General features: G+C 69.4%; 18 protein-coding genes. 7 read left to right on the top strand and 11 right to left on the bottom strand.

What is annotated here, in order from left to right; translation table 11 throughout:
* Positions 1-28 precede the first annotated feature (28 nt).
* The 5 genes from ACI8U3_RS07305 to ACI8U3_RS07285 all read right to left on the bottom strand — a co-directional run bounded on the left by ACI8U3_RS07305 (position 29) and on the right by ACI8U3_RS07285 (position 4969).
* Positions 29-1120, bottom strand: a complete 1092-nt coding sequence (locus tag ACI8U3_RS07305) for a hypothetical protein (protein WP_415014206.1) — start codon at positions 1118-1120, stop codon at positions 29-31.
* 65 nt (positions 1121-1185) lie between these two features.
* On the bottom strand, positions 1186-2016 hold the full coding sequence (locus ACI8U3_RS07300) for an alpha/beta hydrolase (RefSeq protein ID WP_415014205.1): 831 nt from the start codon (positions 2014-2016) through the stop codon (positions 1186-1188).
* A gap of 122 nt (positions 2017-2138) precedes the next feature.
* Entirely contained in the window at positions 2139-4217 is a 2079-nt protein-coding gene (locus tag ACI8U3_RS07295; RefSeq protein ID WP_415014204.1) for an AsmA family protein, read from the bottom strand.
* Between the two features lie 60 nt (positions 4218-4277).
* Entirely contained in the window at positions 4278-4598 is a 321-nt protein-coding gene (locus ACI8U3_RS07290; RefSeq protein WP_021696683.1) for a hypothetical protein, read from the bottom strand.
* Positions 4599-4735: 137 nt separating this feature from the next.
* A complete protein-coding gene (locus tag ACI8U3_RS07285) occupies positions 4736-4969 on the bottom strand; it encodes a hypothetical protein (RefSeq protein WP_415014203.1) in 234 nt (77 codons plus the stop codon).
* Positions 4970-4990: 21 nt separating this feature from the next.
* Between ACI8U3_RS07285 and ACI8U3_RS07280 the strand changes: the two genes are divergently transcribed.
* Genes ACI8U3_RS07280 through ACI8U3_RS07265 form a run of 4 tightly spaced genes read left to right on the top strand, consistent with a single transcriptional unit; the run spans position 4991 to position 9067 of the window.
* Complete coding sequence (locus tag ACI8U3_RS07280) at positions 4991-6148, top strand: serine hydrolase domain-containing protein (protein ID WP_415014202.1); 1158 nt, start codon at positions 4991-4993, stop codon at positions 6146-6148.
* A 40-nt stretch (positions 6149-6188) separates the two neighbouring features.
* The gene (locus ACI8U3_RS07275) at positions 6189-6911 is read left to right on the top strand and encodes a 3-deoxy-manno-octulosonate cytidylyltransferase (RefSeq protein ID WP_415014201.1); all 723 of its coding nucleotides are present in this window, start codon (positions 6189-6191) and stop codon (positions 6909-6911) included.
* Positions 6912-6941: 30 nt separating this feature from the next.
* Entirely contained in the window at positions 6942-7934 is a 993-nt protein-coding gene (locus ACI8U3_RS07270; protein ID WP_415014200.1) for a KpsF/GutQ family sugar-phosphate isomerase, read from the top strand.
* Positions 7931-9067, top strand: coding sequence for an NAD(P)/FAD-dependent oxidoreductase (locus ACI8U3_RS07265; protein ID WP_415014313.1), 1137 nt, complete (start codon positions 7931-7933; stop codon positions 9065-9067). Before ACI8U3_RS07270 ends, ACI8U3_RS07265 begins: the two co-directional genes overlap by 4 nt.
* Here ACI8U3_RS07265 and ACI8U3_RS07260 read toward each other — a convergent pair.
* From ACI8U3_RS07260 to fsa, 4 genes are read right to left on the bottom strand one after another with little or no spacing between them, the layout of a single operon-like run.
* The gene (locus ACI8U3_RS07260; RefSeq protein ID WP_415014199.1) at positions 9047-10024 is read right to left on the bottom strand and encodes a retroviral-like aspartic protease family protein; all 978 of its coding nucleotides are present in this window, start codon (positions 10022-10024) and stop codon (positions 9047-9049) included. The two genes, ACI8U3_RS07265 and ACI8U3_RS07260, sit on opposite strands and share 21 nt — an antisense overlap.
* A 32-nt stretch (positions 10025-10056) precedes the next feature.
* Positions 10057-10986 carry a tyrosine recombinase XerC gene (locus ACI8U3_RS07255; RefSeq protein WP_415014198.1) on the bottom strand — a complete coding sequence of 310 codons (930 nt, stop codon included), beginning with the start codon at positions 10984-10986 and terminating at the stop codon, positions 10057-10059.
* Entirely contained in the window at positions 10968-11660 is a 693-nt protein-coding gene (locus ACI8U3_RS07250; RefSeq protein WP_415014197.1) for a DUF484 family protein, read from the bottom strand. Before ACI8U3_RS07250 ends, ACI8U3_RS07255 begins: the two co-directional genes overlap by 19 nt.
* Before the next feature lie 35 nt (positions 11661-11695).
* Complete coding sequence (gene fsa, locus ACI8U3_RS07245) at positions 11696-12349, bottom strand: fructose-6-phosphate aldolase (protein ID WP_415014196.1); 654 nt, start codon at positions 12347-12349, stop codon at positions 11696-11698.
* A 45-nt stretch (positions 12350-12394) separates the two neighbouring features.
* On the opposite strand from fsa, the gene ACI8U3_RS07240 reads away from it, so the two are divergent.
* Positions 12395-14557: a primosomal protein N' gene (locus tag ACI8U3_RS07240; protein ID WP_415014195.1), complete on the top strand. Its 2163-nt coding sequence runs from the start codon at positions 12395-12397 to the stop codon at positions 14555-14557.
* Here the strand turns inward: ACI8U3_RS07240 and ACI8U3_RS07235 are convergent.
* Together ACI8U3_RS07235 and ACI8U3_RS07230 are read right to left on the bottom strand one after the other, a co-directional pair.
* The gene (locus ACI8U3_RS07235; RefSeq protein WP_415014194.1) at positions 14554-15339 is read right to left on the bottom strand and encodes a glutaminyl-peptide cyclotransferase; all 786 of its coding nucleotides are present in this window, start codon (positions 15337-15339) and stop codon (positions 14554-14556) included. The genes ACI8U3_RS07240 and ACI8U3_RS07235 overlap by 4 nt on opposite strands.
* Positions 15340-15356: 17 nt before the next feature.
* Positions 15357-16142, bottom strand: coding sequence for a TerC family protein (locus tag ACI8U3_RS07230; protein WP_415014193.1), 786 nt, complete (start codon positions 16140-16142; stop codon positions 15357-15359).
* A 272-nt stretch (positions 16143-16414) separates the two neighbouring features.
* Between ACI8U3_RS07230 and ACI8U3_RS07225 the strand changes: the two genes are divergently transcribed.
* Both ACI8U3_RS07225 and atpA read left to right on the top strand, forming a co-directional pair.
* A complete protein-coding gene (locus tag ACI8U3_RS07225) occupies positions 16415-16969 on the top strand; it encodes a F0F1 ATP synthase subunit delta (RefSeq protein ID WP_415014192.1) in 555 nt (184 codons plus the stop codon).
* A gap of 66 nt (positions 16970-17035) precedes the next feature.
* Entirely contained in the window at positions 17036-18571 is a 1536-nt protein-coding gene (gene atpA / locus ACI8U3_RS07220; protein WP_415014191.1) for a F0F1 ATP synthase subunit alpha, read from the top strand.
* The last annotated feature ends 29 nt before the right edge of the window (positions 18572-18600 follow it).

Below are 18600 nucleotides of genomic sequence, written 5' to 3'. Positions count from 1 at the left end.
AAGCGTGACGATGGCGAGACGCGGCGCGCTACATCGCCCCGGCGCGGGCCAGAATGTCCAGCACCGCCTCGTCATCGGCGTGCGTGCGGCGCAGGGCCTGTTCGTCGGCGCCGAGGGTCTCGCACCGGGCCTCGGACAGGGCCGCATCGATCTGGGCGGCGCGCTCGGCGTCATAGGGCTCCTCCCCGCCCCAGTGGTCGCAGGCCATGCGCCGCTGAACCCAGGCGAAGACATCGGCGGGAACCTGCTGGGCGAGGGTCGCAAGGGCGTCTTTCACCTGCACACCGGTCAGGGCCAGGCGATCATCGCGGATCTCGAAATCCAGAAAGGCCTCACCGCCCGTGGGGCAGCAATTGGCGTCGTTGGTTCGCCACAGAGAGGTTTCAGCCATCAGGGCGCCGTAGAAAAACCGAACCCCCTTCCACACTTCCAACCCTTGGGGCAGCCGATCATCAAGCGTGTCGCGCCAGCTCAAATTATCGATCTGGACAAGGGGACGCTCGCCGCCCTCGACGATGCGGAACATGACATCGGCGTTCTGGGCGCCGGTGCCGTCCTGCGTCCCCGCCACGGCCACGAACAGGTCCCCGTCCGGGCCGCCTGCGCCCTCGGCCCATTCCGGCTGTTGGTACACAAAGCCCTCGAAGTCCCAGGCCGCGGGACGAAGGGTGACGCCGTCCGCCTCCAGCTGAAGCAGCACAAAGCCGCCGCCCACGCCGTCCCACTCGGTGAACCCCCGCTGGACCTGCCAATAAAGCGTGGGGCCGTCCTGTCGCGTGACATGGCCCCCGGCGACGCTTTGACAATCGCGCAGAACGATGGGCACGCAGGCCCGGGCCAGATCGGCCGGGGTGGTCCGCAGGTCCCACGCGGCGCGGTCGCGGGCGGCGCGGATGGTCAGATCCTCGAGGCGCCGGGCCCGACCCTCGGCGCTATGATCCCCGTACTCGGTCCACTCCGCCAGATCGCGATCCAGCGACAGGGGCACGGGGCTGACCTGTCGCGCCGCCTCGAAAGCGCTCTCCAGATCAGACGACGTTGCGGCCGGCTGCGCAGCCGCGCCGGCCGCCCACATGGCCAGCGCGGCTGCGGCCGCCAGTCCCATGATCCATGCCCGCATCGCCCTGCCTCCCGCTGCCATAGTGGACATTTCCACCGGAAAACGCCGCTGACGCAAGCTGACGATCAGGCCAGCGTCTCCGTCAGGAAGCTGGCCATGTCGCCCAGAACGGGGGCCTTGCGTCGGAACAGGGGTGAGAAGGTCGCGACCAGATCGGCGTGGTTCAGCCCCTCATACAGCCGCAGGGTGGAGGGCGCCCCCAGCTCGGTCAGGCGCGCGTGCAGGATTTCGGAATCCTCGGCGTGGACCGTTTCGTCCTCCGTGCCGTGGGCCAGCCAGACGGGCGGGGCGTCGGCCCGAGCGAAGGTGACCGGCTGGGTCAAGGTGGGGTCCGGCGCCCGACCGAAGGCGTTACGACTGGCGGCAACGTCAAAGGGCAGGAAATCATACGGGCCCGCCAGACCCGCCGCCGCCTTGATCAGGTCCGGCCGGTCCACGCTCGCCATGTAGCGCCGGTCCAGGGTGATCATCATGGCCAGATGGGCGCCGGCGGAATGCCCGCTGACCGCCAGCCGGGCCGGGTCGCCCCCATGATCCGCCGCCACATCCGCCGCCGCCGCCGTCGCCATGGCCGCGTCCTCGATGAAAGCGGGAAAATGCACGTCGGGGGACAGGCGATAGTCCGGCAGGGCCACCACAAAACCGCGCGCCGCCAGCGCCTGCGCCGCCCAGCCATACAGGTCCTTCGCCCCCGAGTCCCAGCCGCCGCCGTAGAAGAAGACCACCACCGGCAGGTTCGCCCCAACGGTCGGGGCGTAGAGATCAAAGCGCTGGCGGTCCTCGGGCCCATAGGTCAGGCCTTTCGCCACCCGCCCGGCGCCGCCGTCACGCGGCCCCAGGGCGTTCAGGGCGCCCAGCGGCGAACAACCGGCCAGCAAACCGGCAAGGGCAGGCATGAAAAATCCGCGTCGTGTCATGGGTTTCCGCGTCAGGGGTTCTATCTCAGAGGTCCAGATCAGATACGCACGTCGTCCGTCGCAGGTTGCGGCCGTCAAACGGGGTTGTCGAGCAAGTGGGATTACCGCGCCTGGCTGATCAGGGCGCCGCAGTTGGCGTCTTCGGCCAGCCCCGGCTCGATCAGGCCCAGCACGCCCGCGACCGGCGCCACCAGCGCGCCGATGGCGGCGATCAGGCCCACCTGCCCGGCGATGGCGGCCTCGTCCACGCCCACCGACGGCGAGCGTATCGGGCCCGAGATGGTGACAGGCGACCAGACGCGCAGCAGGCGCGGCTTCTTGCTCTCGCCGTCGATGCGGATATCCAACTGCTCGGTTCTCAGGTTCAGCGTCCCCTGCCCCTGAGCCAACACCACGTCTGTGTCGATGATGAAGGTGGAGGCCGTTCCCACCCCGTCGCGCACGTCGAAACTGGCGACGCCGCAGCGGATGGGCGTGGTGCGCTCGTCGCCGGACAGCAGCAGGCGCAGGCCGCGCCCCACATTGATGCCCAGCAGCTCGGCGAAGGCTTCGCGCATCTGGCCCTGCGGCACCACCACGGTGATGGTCCCGCGCGAGCGGGCGGCGAAGTCGGCGATGGAGGCGCCCGCCCCCTGCAACCGGACCCGGCCCAGAGCCCGGCCCGTCACGGTGGGCTGGCCGTCGCGGGCGGGAATGACGGCCTCCAGCGGGTAGCCGGCCAGCCGGAAATCGACGCTGGACTGGGGAACCTCTCCGGTGGCGTCGATGCGGGCCGTGCCGTTCAGCTCGCCCTGGGCGAACGAGAAGGCGACCGGGTCCAGCCCGAGAATCCCGTCCTCCAGCGTGGCGCCCAGACTGACGGCGGTGACGGACAAAGCGTTGCGCTTCACCTCGTCGGCGCGGAAGTCCAGCCGGCCGTCCATGGTGCGCAGCCGCTCGGTGCGCAGGGGCGCATCGGGCAGCAGGCGGGCCTGGGCGCGCATGGCGCTGGCGCGGGCCCGCTGTTCCGGCGAGGCGGTTTCGGTCGGGTCCGGCGGAGCGCCCAGCACGGCCAACAGGTCGTCCAGATCCAGCGATCGACTGCGCAGGTCCGCCTCCACCCGCAGCCGGTTATCGACCCGATCCACGCTGATGTCCCCGGACAGGTCGCTGTCGCCCACCTGGCCGGTCACCGCGCTGAAGGTCCACAAGCTGTCGTCCCGGGCCAGATCGCCCTCCAGGCTGTAGGGCGGCGTGTTGGGCGCCACCACGCCGGTGATCAGGTACAGGTTCGCCAGATCCGGCCCGGACAGGCTGAGGTCGGCGGTGAAGTGGCTGAGGTCGAAGGGGCGCGTGATCTGGCCCCGCGCATTCAGTTCGCTGCCGGCCCCGGTCAGCTCGGCCCGGAACCGCCAGGGCCGGTCGCGGCGCAGCTGGACGAAGGGCTGGCCCAGCACGCGCAGGGTCAGGGGCTGGCCGTTCAGGGCGCCGTCGCCCTCCAGTCGGAAGCCGGAGCGCTCGTCCTCGTCGCCCACGCCTTCGGCCAGCTCGCGGGCGTCGATTTCGGCGTCCAGGGTCAGACCGCGGCCACGCTCATCCACCCGGACCCGTCCGTCGCGGATCAGCAGACGTTCGATCAGGGGCAGGCGGGTGGGTTCGTCCGGGCCGGTGTCGTCCAGGACCCAACTGCGGCGTCCGTCCTTATGGACGATCAGAACGATGTCGGGCGCGATCACCACCGCCCGGGTCAGTTGCAGATCACCCGCCAGCAGACGGGTCAGGCGCGCCGAACCCTCGAACCGCGCCACCCGCAGGGTGTCCTCTTCATCCGCCCAGTCCGGCCCGCCGACGCGCAGATCCTCGACCCGGACCGACGGCGTCCAGCTGAACAGGGTGACGTCCAGATCGCCGTCGATGCTGATGTCGCGTTCGTATTTCGCCGAGGCCCAGCGGCCGATGGGCCCGCGAAGCTGGTTCCACTCGAACAGAGCCAGAAAAAGGACGATAGCCAGCACCAGCACGCCCGCCGCGGCGCCCGAGATGATTTCGGGCCGTCCCGGCCGGCGCCATGCGCGCCAGACGGGATCATTTGCGGCGACCCAGCCGCGACCGGTATCGAAATGCGCGCGCCCGGACGCCCAGAGCCGACCACCCCGCGTGGCGGCGTCGGCTCTGGCGCGCTTCCAGTCAGGAAGTTTCACTGTGTGTTCCCGGTCATGACGACAGGGAACGCCTCAGTGATGATTTGGTGGCGCGGGTCGTCAGGCGGCCAGTTCGGCCTGGTCCTCGCGCAGCATTTCAGCCACGCGCAGCAGGAAGTCGCGGCGGCGCTCCAGCGCCTCCACATCGTCCGGGCCGATGCGGCCGTGGCGCACGTGGGTGCGCTCGGACTCGGAGATCAGGCGCTCGGCCACGGCGGCCTGGTGACCGGGGGTCTTGCGACGGTCCATCAGCTCGGCGTGAGACTTCAGTTCGCGGACACGGCGCGTCAGCGCCTCCTCCACGTCCTGACCGCCGTCGGCGCGGGCGGCCATGGCGGCGAAATCGCGCACGTAGAGTTGAACGAAGCCTTCTTCGACCATCGTTTGTCCTTTCCAGTCTGACGCGGTCCTTGGGGAAGAAACGCCGGTCGCGCGGCCAACCCGTTCAGGATCAGGGGGCGCGCAGGCGGCGAAAAGGGCCGGGGATGCGAGGGCGGTCAATAAGGACCGCGTGAGTGTCACTCTCTTAGCACACCCTTGTGGAAAAAGCCATTTTCTTGATTCGGTCGTGAAATTCCCGTCATGCGCATCCGGCGCGGCGCACCGCCGCCTCTTGCCTGCATGAAGCCGCTCGCCGCCCTTTTCATGCTGATCGTCGCCAGCTGCGCCGGCGCGGTTCCCGTCATGGCCGGGGCCGGCGCCGCGCCAACGCCGGTGACTTCCGGCACAGCGTCCACAAGCCTATAGATCATGCTCGAACAGGGGGCTCTCACATGCGCAGTCATCACATCCTCGGCCTGACCGCCGCCATCCTGCTTTCGGCCTGTGCGCCAGAGCCGGACCTGATCGGTCAGGGCCTGCCCCGGCTGGAGCGAACTTCGGAGGTGTTGTTCTGGAGCCAGGACGAGCGCGAGGCCGGCTTCCGCGCCATGGACCGGATCACGCCGCACCGCACGGTGGCGGCGGGCGGCGAGGTTCGCGCCCTGCCGCCCGGCGCGCCGCTGGATCTGGAGGTGGACGCCTTCATGGAGACCGAGAAGGTCGCGGGCCTGCTGGTGCTTCAGGATGGGCGGGTGCGGCTGGAGCGGTATGGACTGGGCTTCGGGCCGGATGGTCGCTGGACGTCCTTTTCGGTGGCCAAGTCCCTGACCTCGACCCTCGTGGGCGCCGCTATCGCCGACGATCATATCGAGAGTCTTCAGACGCCCATCACCCGCTACCTGCCGGAGCTGGCGGGCGGGGCCTATGACGGAGTCACGGTGCGCCAGTTGCTGACCATGACCTCGGGCGTGGCTTGGAACGAGGACTATGGCGATCCTGACTCGGACGTGGCCCGCTTCTTCGAGCCGCGCGAGACCGGCGGCATGGACCCGACCCTGCACTACATGCGCGGGCTGACGCGGGCCGCTGAGCCGGGGACACGCTGGCACTACAGCACCGGCGAGACGAATCTGGTGGGGCTGCTCATCAGCCGGGCCACGGGGCGCACTCTGGCGGACTATCTGTCCCAGACCATCTGGCGGCCCTACGGCATGGAACGGGACGCGGCCTGGATGGTGGATGAGGCCGGGCAGGAGCCGGGCGGGTGCTGCCTGACGGCGTCCCTGCGCGATTGGGGCCGGGTCGGCCAGCTGGTGCTGGAGGACGGCGTGATCGACGGGGACTCCATCGTTCCCGCCGGATGGTTCGCCGAGGCGACGCGGAAACAGGCCGACATCGACGACCCGGGCAGGGGCTACGGCTTCCAGTGGTGGACGCGGGACGACGGACGTTTCGAGGCCTACGGCATTTTCGGCCAGACCATTCACATCGACCCGGAGCGGCGGCTGGTGGTGGTGATCCTGTCCGCCTGGCCCACCGCCACCGGTCGCGAGCGGTCGCAGGCGCGCGAGGCGATCCTGGCGCGCATCGCGGCGGCGGCGGATCAGTGACGGGCTTGCGGGCGCGCGCCATCGGGGCTAGCGCCGGAGCATGAACCCCCTGGTCCTGATCCCCGCCCGCATGGCGGCCACGCGCCTGCCGAACAAGCCGCTGGCCGACATCGGCGGCAAGCCCATGATCGTGCGGGCGTATGAGGCGGCGGCGGCCTCGGGCCTGCCTGCGGCCGTGGCTGCGGGCGACCCGGAGATCGTCCAGGCGGTCGAGGCCGCCGGCGGCCGAGCCGTCCTGACCGATCCGGAACTGCCTTCGGGGTCGGACCGCATCCGCGCGGCCTTGGACGCCATTGACCCGGACGGCGCCCACGACGTGGTCATCAATCTGCAGGGCGACATGCCCTTCGCCGACCCGTCCATCAGCCGCCTGTGCGCCGACCTGATGGCGCGCGAGCCGTCCTGCGACATCGCCACCCTGGTGGCGCTCGAGGCGGGGCCGGAGGACCGGGCCAATCCCGACGTGGTCAAGGCGGTGCTGGCGCTGGACGGGACAGGAGGCAGCGGCCGGGCGCTCTATTTCACCCGCTCGACGCTTTATGGCGACGGGCCGGTGTGGCGCCATGTGGGCGTCTATGGCTATCGGCGCGCGGCGCTGGAGGCCTTCTGCGCCGCCCCGCCGTCGCCGCTGGAGCGTCGCGAGAAGCTGGAGCAACTGCGGGCGCTGGAGATGGGTCTGAGCATCTGGGCTGCGGTGATCGATGAAGCCCCCCTGTCGGTGGACAATCCGGCGGACCTTGAGGCGGCGCGAAAGCTGGCCTGAACCGGCCCCGATGGGCTATGGCCCATGTCCATGAACACGAGCACTCAAGACGCCCGCCCGGACGACCAGGCCATGCTGGCCCGCGCCCGCGAGGTGATGGCCCTGAACATTGAGGCCCTGACGGCCCTGAACGACAGCCTCGGCGAGGCGCTGATCGAGGCGTGCCGCACCGTCCTGAGCCGGCCCGGCTATCTGGTGGTCACGGGCATGGGCAAGTCGGGCCATATCGGCGGCAAGATCGCCGCCACCCTGGCCTCCACCGGCACCAACGCCTTCTTCGTGCACCCGGCCGAGATGAGCCACGGGGACCTGGGCATGCTGCGGGAGGACTGCACCCTGCTGGCCATTTCCTCGTCTGGGGAAAGCCGCGAGTTGCGCGATCCGCTGCTGTTCTGCCAGCGTCACCATATCCCGGTCATCGGCATCACCCAGCGCGAGGGCAGCTTCCTGCACCGCATGTCCACCGTGCCGCTGGTGATGCCCAAGGTGGCCGAGGCGTGCCCGAACAATCTGGCGCCCACCACCTCGACCCTGATGACCCTGGCCCTGGGCGACGCCCTGGCCATGGTGCTGATGGACCAGCGCGGCTTCACGGCCGAGGATTTCGGCATGCGGCATCCCGGCGGGTCGCTGGGCATGCGGCTGCAGCGGGTCAGCGAATGGATGGGCGACAAGCGCGAGCCGCCCGTGACCCTGCCCGAGGGCGCCGCCTTCGCCGAGGTGGTGTCGGCCATCACCAAGGGGCGTCAGGGCTGCGTGGCCATTGTCGAGCCGGACGGCCGCCTGATCGGCATGATCACCGACGGCGACGTGCGCCGCGCCTTCCTGCGCGACATCGCCGGCCTGAAGGCCGCCGACATCATGAGCCGCGATCCCATCACCGTGACGCCGGACGCGCGCATGAGCGAGGTCATCGACCTGCTGGCCGCCAACAAGATCGCCAACCTGTTCGTGGTGGAGCGCGGTCGCCCGGTGGCGGTGGCGCACATCGCCGAACTGATCCAATCCGGATACGTCAGCTGACCCAGCCCTTCGACTTCGACGCGGTGGTGGTGGGCGCCGGCGCCGTGGGCCTGGCCTGCGGGCGGGCGCTGGCGAAACGGGGCCAGACGGTGCTGGTGCTGGAGCGCGAGGCCGACATCGGCCAGGGCGTCTCCTCGCGCAATTCCGAGGTGGTCCACGGCGGGCTCTACTATCCCACCGGCTCGCTGAAGGCGCGCTTCTGCGTTCAGGGCCGCCGGGCCCTGTGGCCCTATCTGGAAAGCCGCAAGATCGATCACCGCAAGTGCGGCAAGCTGGTGGTAGCCACAGCCCCGGACGAGCTTGAAAGGCTGGACGCCATTCTGGCGCAGGCCCGAACCAATGACGTGGAAGGCATGACGCAGCTGAGCGTGGATCGGGTTCGGGTGCTGGAGCCGGAGCTGGCCTGCCACGGCGCCCTGCTGTCGCCCGAGAGCGGGGTGTTCGACAGCCACGGCTACATGCTGGCCCTGAAAGGCGAGATCGAGGACGCGGGCGGATCAGTAGTGGCCGCTACCCCGTTCGAGGGCGCCGAACCCCTGCCCGGCGGCGGGTTCCGCGTGCGCGCCGGCGGCGAGGCCGGCGCCGAACTGAACACGCGGCTGCTGGTGCTTTCGGCAGGCCTTGGCGCGCAGGAGGTCGCTGCGAAGGTGGAAGGCTATCCCCCAGGGAACATCCCGGCCCGGCATCTGGGCAAGGGGGTCTATTTCCGCCTGATGGGCAAGGCGCCTTTCGACCGGCTGGTCTATCCGCCGCCCATCCCCGGAGCCCTGGGCACCCACTACCGCAAGGATCTGGGCGGGCAGGCGGTGTTCGGCCCCGACCTCGCCTTCGTCGAGACCGAAGACTACTCGGTTGATCCCGCGCGCGCTCAAGCGTTCGAGGCGACCATCCGGCGCTTCTGGCCTGCCCTGCCTGAGGGCGCCCTGTCCCCCGACTACGCCGGAATCCGGCCCAAGCTGCACGGGCCTGGCGAACCCCAGGGCGACTTCCGTCTGGACGGGGCGGATGTGCACGGTCTGGACGGCCTCATGGCCCTGTTCGGCATCGAAAGCCCCGGCCTGACCAGCTCCCTGGCTATCGGCGAGGCGGTGGCGCAGGCTTTGGGACTGAGGTCAGCGCCTTTCGAGCCTTGACCCGAACACCATGCGCATCTGGCCGTAGTCCATGGTCACGCTTCGGAACATACCCAGGACGTCGGCGCCCATCAGCAGGGCCGGCGTCTCGGCCAGGCGCCATATGTCGAAGGCGTGCAGGTCAGCGAACAGCACCGGAAGGTCATGGACGCGCGCCGACCCCAGGCGCAGCGACCGCAGATAGGCCAGCCGGCCGGTGGTGGTCTGGCCCGTCACGCCGATGATGGGCGTCTCCCACACCTGGTCGCGCAAGGACGGCCTCTGGACGGCCAGCGAGTTGAACAGGGCCATGTTGCCGATGGAATGCTGGGCGCCGCTGTCGATGAAGGCGGTCACATCCACTCCGTCGGCGGCCACATCGGTCACGGTCAGCTGGCCGTACTCCCGATGGCCTCGCAGCGCGTTGGCGCGGTTCAGGCGGCTGATGTCCACGTCCATCTGCTGGACATAGGCGACGCGGGGCGAACGCAGCAGAGAGACGCGCTCGCCCGCCATGTCGAAGACCAGCCGGTAATCGCCCAGCACATCCACACCCAGCAGGCCGTCGACACCCAGGCGGGCGCGGGTGAAGACCGGGGCGATCAGGTCGGGGATCCGGCTGCTGGCGAAATCCAGTCGAGGCACGACGACGGTCGCGGCGCGCTCGGCGCTGACGACTCCGTGCACCACCACCTCCGGTCCCGGCGACAGGTTGAGGCTCTCGGCCAGTTCCCGGGACAGGGTGGTGCGCGTCGCACCCGTGTCGATGACGAAATGGAACGGACCCTGGCCGGCGATCTGCACCGGCACGGCCATGCGCGTGACCAGATTGGACAGGGTCTGCAACGCGGTCGGATCGATGGGCGGCGGCCCCTCAGGGCCCGCCTCACCCGTCGCCTGAGCCCGTGCGAGCCCGGACCTGGGCGCCGCCAGCGCCCCCGCCAGACCCGCCAGTACGGATCGTTTCGTCAGGCGCATGCGCCCCTCCCGCCCCCAGCGGAAAACCGACGTTAGGCCCTGGGATGGGCCCGTGCATAGACCCCCAGAAGGTGATCAGCGTTCACGGCGGCGTATTTCTGTGTCGTGGACAGGGACGCGTGGCCCAGCAGTTCCTGGATGGACCGCAGATCGGCCCCGGCGCCCAGCAGGTGGGTGGCGAAGCTGTGGCGCAGGGCGTGGGGCGTGGCCGAGGGCGGCAGGCCAAGCCGCCCGCGCAGACGCTGGACCATGGCCTGAACGTGCCGGGGGCTGAGCGGCCCCCCACGCCGGGCGCGGAACAGGGGCTCGTCCGGCGACAGGCCGAAGGGAACGGCGGCCACATAGGCGTCCACCGCCGCGCGCACGGCGGGCAGGACCGGGACCAGCCGGGTCTTGCCGCCCTTGCCGGTGATGCGCAGGGTCTCGGGCAGCGGCGCATCGGCGCGGGTCAGGCTCAATCCTTCGGAGATGCGCAGGCCGCAGCCGTACAGCAGGGTCAGCACCGCCCGGTCACGCGCCGCCTCCCACGGTTGCAGGTCGGTATCGCTGTCGGGCTCGGCCATGAGGCCGCGCGCCTGATCCTCGCTGACCGGGCGCGGCAGGGATGGCTTCGCGCGCGGGCCCTTAACCAGGGCGATCTGAGGGGCCGGAACGCCGCAGCGGCGGTCCAGAAAATCATGCAGACTGCGGATGCCCGCCAGCGTCTGGTTCAGGGACCGGGCGCCCAGCGGCCTGTCGCCCGAGCGCCGCTCGGCCAAATGCGCGCGCACCTCCGCCGCCGTCACCGCGCCCAGATCGGCGACGCCCAGCGCCTCGCCCCGGTGCCGGCCCAGAAAGCCGATATAATGGCGACCGATATGGCCGTAGGCCTCCAGCGTGCGGGGCGACAGCCTCCGCTCGTGGGCCAGATGCTCCAGCCACGTGGTCAGGGCCTGATCGGCGGTCAGTTGAGGATGGGCCATCGCTCGGCCATGCGCTCCACCACCCGGGTCAGAAAAGACACCAGTTCGCAGCCCATGGCGGGTGTGAAGCCCTCGGGCTCCGGCGAGCCGAAGGCGCACAGGGCCGGCCGGGACGGCGACCACGGCGCCATGCGGATCAGGGCGACGCTGCGCACCTCGTCCTCGGCCCCGCCGAACAGGTCCAGCCCGTCGAAATTGGGGCCAAGCCAGGCCAGCCCGTCATCGCCCACGAGGCCGTTGACCGCGCCGGCTTCCAGCACGCGCCAGCCGAAGGGCACGCCGCCGGGCTTCTCCAGCGCGATGGCCGCGCCCGCCAGACCGAAACGGGCCTGGGCGGCGGCGTCGAGGCGCCGGGCCAGGTCGGAGTGGTTGCGGGATTCCATCAAATCCAGGGCCGCCACATGGGTCTGGGTCTGGGCGGCGAAATTGGCGCGGGCCACGGCCTCGATTTGGCGGCGGGCGCCGGATTCCTTCTCGATCAGGCTTTCCAGCCGGGTCAGGGCGGCGCGGCCGAACTCCACCACGTTGGGGCCCGTGGTCTTCAGGCCAAGCTCTTCCAGCAGGGCGCGGTCGGCCGTCAGCAAGTCGCCGTTGGCCTGCACCCATGCGCGCACCTCGGGCCAGTGCAGGCCTGGGGCGGCGTCCGTGTCGATGGATTCCTGTGCGCCGCTCACGACGATCTCCGGCTCGAATACAGCCGGAGCCGGGATTACAGGATGGATTGTCCCGTCTTGCCCCAGTCGGCCAGGAATTGATCAAGACCCTTGTCGGTTAAGGGATGCTTGACCAGGGCCTTCAAAACGTCCGGCGGCAGGGTCGCGGCGTCGGCGCCGGCCACGGCCGCGGCCGACACATGGGCGGGATTGCGCAGGGATGCGGCCAGGATTTCGGTTTCGAAGCCGTGCACGTCGTAAAGCACGCGGATTTCCTCCAGCAGGCCGATGCCGTCCGCGCCGTGATCCTCCAGCCGGCCCACGAAGGGCGAGATGAAGGTCGCGCCGGCCTTGGCCGCCAGCATGGCCTGGGCCGCCGAGAAGCACAGGGTGACGTTGGTCTTGATGCCCTTGTCGGTGAAGGCGCGGCAGGCGCGCAGTCCGTCCCAGGTCAGGGGCAGCTTGACCACCACATTGTCGGCGATGGCGGCCAGCTTGTCGCCTTCCTTGACCATGGTCTCGAAGTCCACGGCCACGGCCTCGGCGGAAATGGGGCCCTCGACCAGGGCGCAGATTTCGGCGATGACCTCGGCGATGTTGCGACCGGATTTGGCGATCAGGGATGGATTGGTGGTGACGCCGTCCACCATGCCGGTGGGGACCATGTCCTTGATGACGGCGACGTCGGCTGTGTCGAGAAAGAGTTTCATGGCTCGCCCTTTAGCGGATCATCGCGGCTTGTGCGAGCGTGAGGGATGATCCTCGCCGCCGTCCTGATTCCCCTGCCGGTGCCCGAAGCCTTCGACTACGAGGTTCCGGAGGGATTGACGCTGGCGCCGGGTGACCATGTGGCGGTGCCGCTGGGCCCGCGGCTGGTGCGGGGCATTGTGTCGGAGGTGCGCGAGACGACCGGCTCCAATCGGCGGCTGAAGGCGGTGGATCATCGGATCGACGATCCGCCCCTGCCGCCCCGGACCCTCGCCTTCGTGGAATGGGCCGCGCGCTGGACCCTGAGCCCGCCGGGCGAGATGGCGGCCATGGCCATCAAGGGCCTGCGCAGCCCGCCGCCCCGCCCCGAGCGCCGGGTGCGCCGGGTGGGCGACCGCGTCCCGGCCCGTGCGACGCCCGCCCGCGACGCGGTGCTTCAGGCTCTGGGCGACCGGGCCATGACCGGAGCCGACCTGGCCCGGGCGGCCAGCGTGTCGGCGGGGGTGGTCAAGGGCCTGACCGACGAGGGCGTGCTGGAGGTCATCGAGATCGCGGCCGAGGCCGGGTTTGATGCGCCGGACCCGGGCCATGCGCCCGCCACCCTGAATGCGGATCAGGGGGCGGCGGCCGATGTGCTGTCGCAGGCGGTGGCGGCCCGCGCCTTCGCGCCCTTCCTGCTGGATGGGGTCACCGGTTCGGGGAAGACCGAGGCCTATCTGGAGGCCATGGCCCGTCTGCTGAAGGCGGAACCCGACGCCCAGATCCTGATCCTGCTGCCCGAAATCGCCCTGACCCAGGCGGTGATCGCGCGCATCGCCGATCGCTTCGGCGCCCTGCCGGCCGAGTGGCATTCCGGCGTGCCGGGCCCGCGCCGCCGTCAGGTGTGGGAGGCGGTGGCCGCCGGGCGCTGCACCATCGTGGTGGGTGCGCGCTCGGCCCTGTTCCTGCCCTTCGTCAATCTGCGCCTGATCGTGGTGGACGAGGAACACGACGGCTCGTTCAAGCAGGAGGAAGGCCTGATCTATCACGCCCGCGATCTGGCGGTGGCGCGCGCCCGGATCGAAAGCGCGGCGGTGGTGCTGGCCTCGGCCACCCCGTCTCTGGAGACCCTGACCAATGCGCGGCAGGGGCGCTACGGCTGGCTCCGGCTGTCGGCGCGGCACGGGGCGGCGGTGATGCCGTCCATCGCCCTGATCGACCTGCGGCAGGCCCCGCCCGATCCCCAGACCTGGCTGTCCCAGCCCCTGCGCGAGGCCATGATCGAGACCCTGGGCCGGGGTGAGCAGGTGCTGCTGTTCCTGAACCGGAGGGGCTATGCGCCGGTGGTGCTGTGCCGCGCCTGCGGGCACCGGCTGACGGCGCCGGACACGGACTCCTGGCTGGTGGAGCACCGCTACACCGGGCGGCTGGTGTGCCACCTGACCGGCTTCTCCATGGCCAAGCCCAAGACCTGCCCGGCCTGCGGGGCGGCGGACACCCTCGTGCCCGTGGGGCCGGGGGTGGAGCGGGTGGAGGAGGAGGTGCGCGGCCTGTTCCCCGATGCGCGTACGGCGGTGTTCAGCTCCGACACCGTGCCCGACGGCAAGAGCGCTCGGGCCCTGATCGAGACCATGGCCGATGGCGGCATCGACATTCTGGTGGCCACCCAGGCGGCGGCGAAGGGTCACAACTTCCCGCGCCTGACGCTGGTGGGGGTGGTGGACGCCGATCTGGGCCTGCGGGGCGGCGACCTGCGCGCGGCCGAACGCACCTTCCAGCTGCTGACCCAGGCCACGGGCCGGGCTGGCCGGGCGGACCGGCCCGGGCGCGCCCTGCTGCAGACCTGGACGCCGGAGCATCCGGTGCTTCAGGCGCTGGCGGCGGGGGACCGGGAGGCGTTCATGCAAACCGAGATCGCCGAGCGCGAGGCCGCGTCCCTGCCGCCCCACGGCCGTCTGGCGGCGCTGATTCTGTCCGGAGAGAAGGCCGAAGCGGTGGAGAAGGCCGCCGCCGATCTGGCCGCCGCCATTCCAAACGCCGAGCGGCTGGAGGTCTACGGCCCCGCCGACGCCCCGCTGGCGCTGGTGCGGGGCCGGCGCAGAAAAAGGCTGCTGGTCAGGGCCGACCGGGACGTGGATCTTCAGGCCTTCCTGCGGGCGTGGCTGGCCCGGGTGAAAATCCCGTCCTCGGTCCGGCTATCCGTGGACGTGGACCCCTACAGCTTCCTCTAACGCTCGTCCGGGGCGCCCCGGGGCTCGATCACCTCGATGTGGAACAGGGTCGGCCAGTATTTGCCGGTGACGAACAGGCGCCGGTTCTGCGCGTCCCATGCGATGCCGTTCAGCACGTCGGCGCCCGATCTGTCCTCGGCGGGAAGCAGCCCGGTCAGGTCCACCCAGGCGGTCACCCGGCCGGTGTCCGGGTCGATGCGGGCGATGCGGTCGCTGCCCCAGATATTCGCCCAGACCTCGCCTTCTATCCACTCCAACTCGTTCAGGTTTGCCACGGGCTGGCCGTCGTCCATGACCCGCAGCCGGCTGGTTTCGCCAAAGGTCTCAGGGTCGAGAAAGCGCAGCTCCGCTGTGCCGTCGCTCATGATCAGGCGGCGGTCGTCACGGGTCAGGCCCCAGCCCTCGCCGGAATAGGTGAAGGCTGTCACCAATGTGAAGCTGTCGATCTCCCAGACGAAGCCGATCCCGTGCCGCCATGTCAGGCCGATCAGTCGGTCATCCCAGTCCACGATTCCTTCGCCGAAATACTGCCGGGGCACGCTCTGGCGTTGCAGGACTTCTCCGTCTTCAAGGCGGACCTGGCGCACGCCTGAGGCGCCGTGGTGTCCTGTGCTTTCGTACAAATGGCCGTCACGCCACAGCAGACCCTGGGTGAACGCCGCCCGATCATGCGGATAGGTTTCGACCACCCTGTAGCCCAGCACCGGCGCAGGCTGGGCCCACGTCGGCGCGGCGGTGCTGATCAGAGCCAGCAGGCCCAGCGAAAACAGAAACCTGATCACGCTGGGCTCCTCTGTCGTCAGATGGACGGGTCGCCGCCGCTTGAGGCGGCGCGGGCCGCGGCTTTTCGTTCGTGGGATTTCCGCTGCCACATGTTCAGGGCCTCGACCCCGGCCGAGAAGGCCATGGCCGCGTAGATATAGCCCTTGGGCACATGGGCGCCGAAGCCTTCGGCGATCAGCACCATGCCGATCATCAGCAGGAAGCCCAGGGCCAGCATGACGACGGTGGGGTTGTTGTGGATGAAGTTCCCCAGCGGGTCGGCCGCCAGCAGCATGACCGCGATGGCCACCAGCACGGCGATGACCATGATCGGCAGGTGATCGGTCATGCCCACGGCGGTCAGGATGGAGTCGATGGAGAACACCAGGTCCAGCAGAATGATCTGGAAGATCGCCCCGCCGATGTTGCTGATGACCACGTCGGCCTTGTCCTTGTCCAGCAGGTCGTCGCCCGGCGTGGGGTCGACCGAGTGGTGGATTTCCTTGGTGGCCTTCCAGACCAGGAACAGTCCCCCGGCGATCAGGATCATGTCCTTCCAGGAGAACTCATTGCCGAACACCGCGAACACCGGCGCGGTCAGGGTCACGATCCAGGCGATGGTGGACAACAGAACCAGGCGCATGACCAGCGCCAGCGAAATGCCGATGCGACGAACCCGCGACCGGTGCTGTTCGGGCAGCTTGTTGGACAGGATCGAGATAAAGATCAGATTGTCGATCCCCAGCACCACTTCCATGACGATAAGGGTGATCAGGGCGGCCCAGGCGGCCGGATCGGCCAGCAGGGAAAGCAGATAGTCCATCGGGTGTCGTGTTCCGGTTTGCGCGGGCGGTTCCCGCTGTTGACCGAATAGCAACTGCCCGGGCCTCCCGCCAGATGGCCGTCTGCCGGGTCATGCGGCGCCCCGCCTCGGTTGCGGGGCGGACCGGCCCATGCTAACAGGCGCCCGGCTTGCCAGACGCGGGGCTTGAAGGAGTTCCTCGTCGCGTGCTTTTACCAAGCAATTCAAGCCTTTGGCCGGAACGACCCCGTCCCGGTGACGACCCAGACGCTTTCACCCGGCGGACCATATAAGTGGCTGAAGATTTCAGATCGACGGAAGTCGGCGAACGATACGCTCAGGCGTTGTTTGATCTCGCCAATGAAAACAAGCGGCTGGACGCCGTGCGCGACGACCTGCGCAGCCTGAAGGCTGCCTGGATCGACAGCGCGGACCTGCGCCGCCTGGCGACCTCCCCGGTGATTTCGGCCGAGGACAAGCAGAAGGGCCTGGAGGCCATCGCCGACAAGGCGACGTTCGATTCGATCACGAAGAAATTTCTGGGCCTTGCGGCCTCCAGCGGCCGCGCGGCGGACCTGCCGGGCGTGATCGCGGCCTTCGAGGCGCTCTACGCCCGCCATGCCGGCATCGTGGCCGCCGAGGTGGTTTCGGCCAAGCCGCTCGCGGCGAAACAGATGACGTCGGTCAAGGCGGCCCTGAAAAGCGCCCTGGGCCGCGACCCCGAACTGACCGCCCGGGTCGATCCGTCGATTCTGGGCGGGATCAAGGTCAAGGTGGGCTCGAAGTTGTTCGACGCCTCGCTGAAGACCAAACTCGACCAGATGAAATTCGCCCTTCGCCGGGCCTGACCCTTACCGATCAACAAGACAACGGGCGGAAACGCCCGCTCAGGACGAAAACCGAAAGAGCCAGCTATGGACATCCGCGCCGCCGAAATCTCGGCCATCCTCAAGTCGCAGATCGCCGACTTCGGCGTCGAGGCCGATGTCTCCGACGTCGGCAGCGTGCTGTCGATCGGCGACGGCGTCGCCCGCATCCACGGTCTGGACAATGTCCAGGCCGGTGAAATGGTCGAGTTCACCAAGGCCGGCGTGAAGGGCATGGCCCTGAACCTGGAGCGCGACAATGTGGGCGCGGTGATCTTCGGCGCCGACGCCGAGATCGCAGAGGGCGACGAGGTCCGCCGCCTGGGCGAGATCGTGGACGTGCCGGTGGGCAAGGCGCTGCTGGGCCGCGTCGTCAACCCGCTGGGCGAGCCCATCGACGGCAAGGGCCCCATCAAGGGCGCCGCCGAGCGCCGCCGGGTGGACGTCAAGGCGCCGGGCATCATCCCCCGCAAGTCGGTGCATGAGCCCATGCAGACCGGCCTGAAGGCCATCGACACCCTGATCCCCGTCGGCCGCGGCCAGCGCGAGCTGATCATCGGCGACCGTCAGGTGGGCAAGACCGCCGTGGCCGTCGACACCATCCTGAACCAGAAGAACGTCAACAAGACCGACGACGAGAGCGCCAAGCTCTACTGCATCTACGTGGCCATCGGCCAGAAGCGCTCCACCGTGGCCCAGATCGTCAAGACGCTCGAGGAGTCCGGCGCGCTGGAGTACACCATCGTGGTGGCCGCCACGGCCTCCGAGCCGGCCCCGCTGCAGTTCCTGGCCCCGTTCGCCGGCTGCGCCATGGGCGAGTGGTTCCGCGACAACGGCATGCACGCGCTGATCGTCTATGACGACCTGTCCAAGCAGGCCGTGGCCTACCGCCAGATGTCCCTGCTGCTGCGCCGTCCGCCGGGCCGCGAAGCCTATCCGGGCGACGTCTTCTATCTGCACAGCCGCCTGCTGGAGCGCGCGGCCAAGCTGAACGAGGACTACGGCTCGGGCTCCCTGACCGCCCTGCCGATCATCGAGACCCAGGCCAACGACGTGTCGGCCTACATCCCGACCAACGTGATTTCGATCACCGACGGCCAGATCTTCCTGGAATCGGACCTGTTCTACCAGGGCATCCGCCCGGCGGTGAACGTGGGCATCTCGGTGTCCCGCGTGGGCTCCTCGGCCCAGATCAAGGCCATGAAGCAGGTGGCCGGCTCCATCAAGGGCGAGCTGGCCCAGTACCGGGAGATGGCCGCCTTCGCCAAGTTCGGTTCGGATCTGGACGTGACCACCCAGCGCCAGCTGGCGCGCGGCGAACGCCTGACCGAGCTGTTGAAGCAGCCCCAGTACTCGCCGCTGGCGGTCGAGGAGCAGGTGGTGTCCATCTATGCGGGCACGCGCGGCTATCTGGACAAGCTGGCCGTTTCGGACGTGCAGCGCTTCGAGCGCGAGCTTCTGGCCCGCATCCACTCGAACCACGCCTCCCTGCTGGAGGGCATCCGCACCAAGAAGGCGCTGACGCCCGAGCTGGAAACCGAGCTGAAGTCGGCTCTGGACGCCTTCGCCAAGACCTTCGCCTGATCGTCCGAACCTTTAGGAGCTAGAGGAAC

The sequence above is a fragment of the Brevundimonas sp. genome, assembly GCF_047617075.1.
Classification (GTDB): Bacteria; Pseudomonadota; Alphaproteobacteria; order Caulobacterales; family Caulobacteraceae; genus Brevundimonas.
Note: the sequence above shows the minus strand (reverse complement) of the source record. Positions and strands in the feature narration are given on the sequence as shown.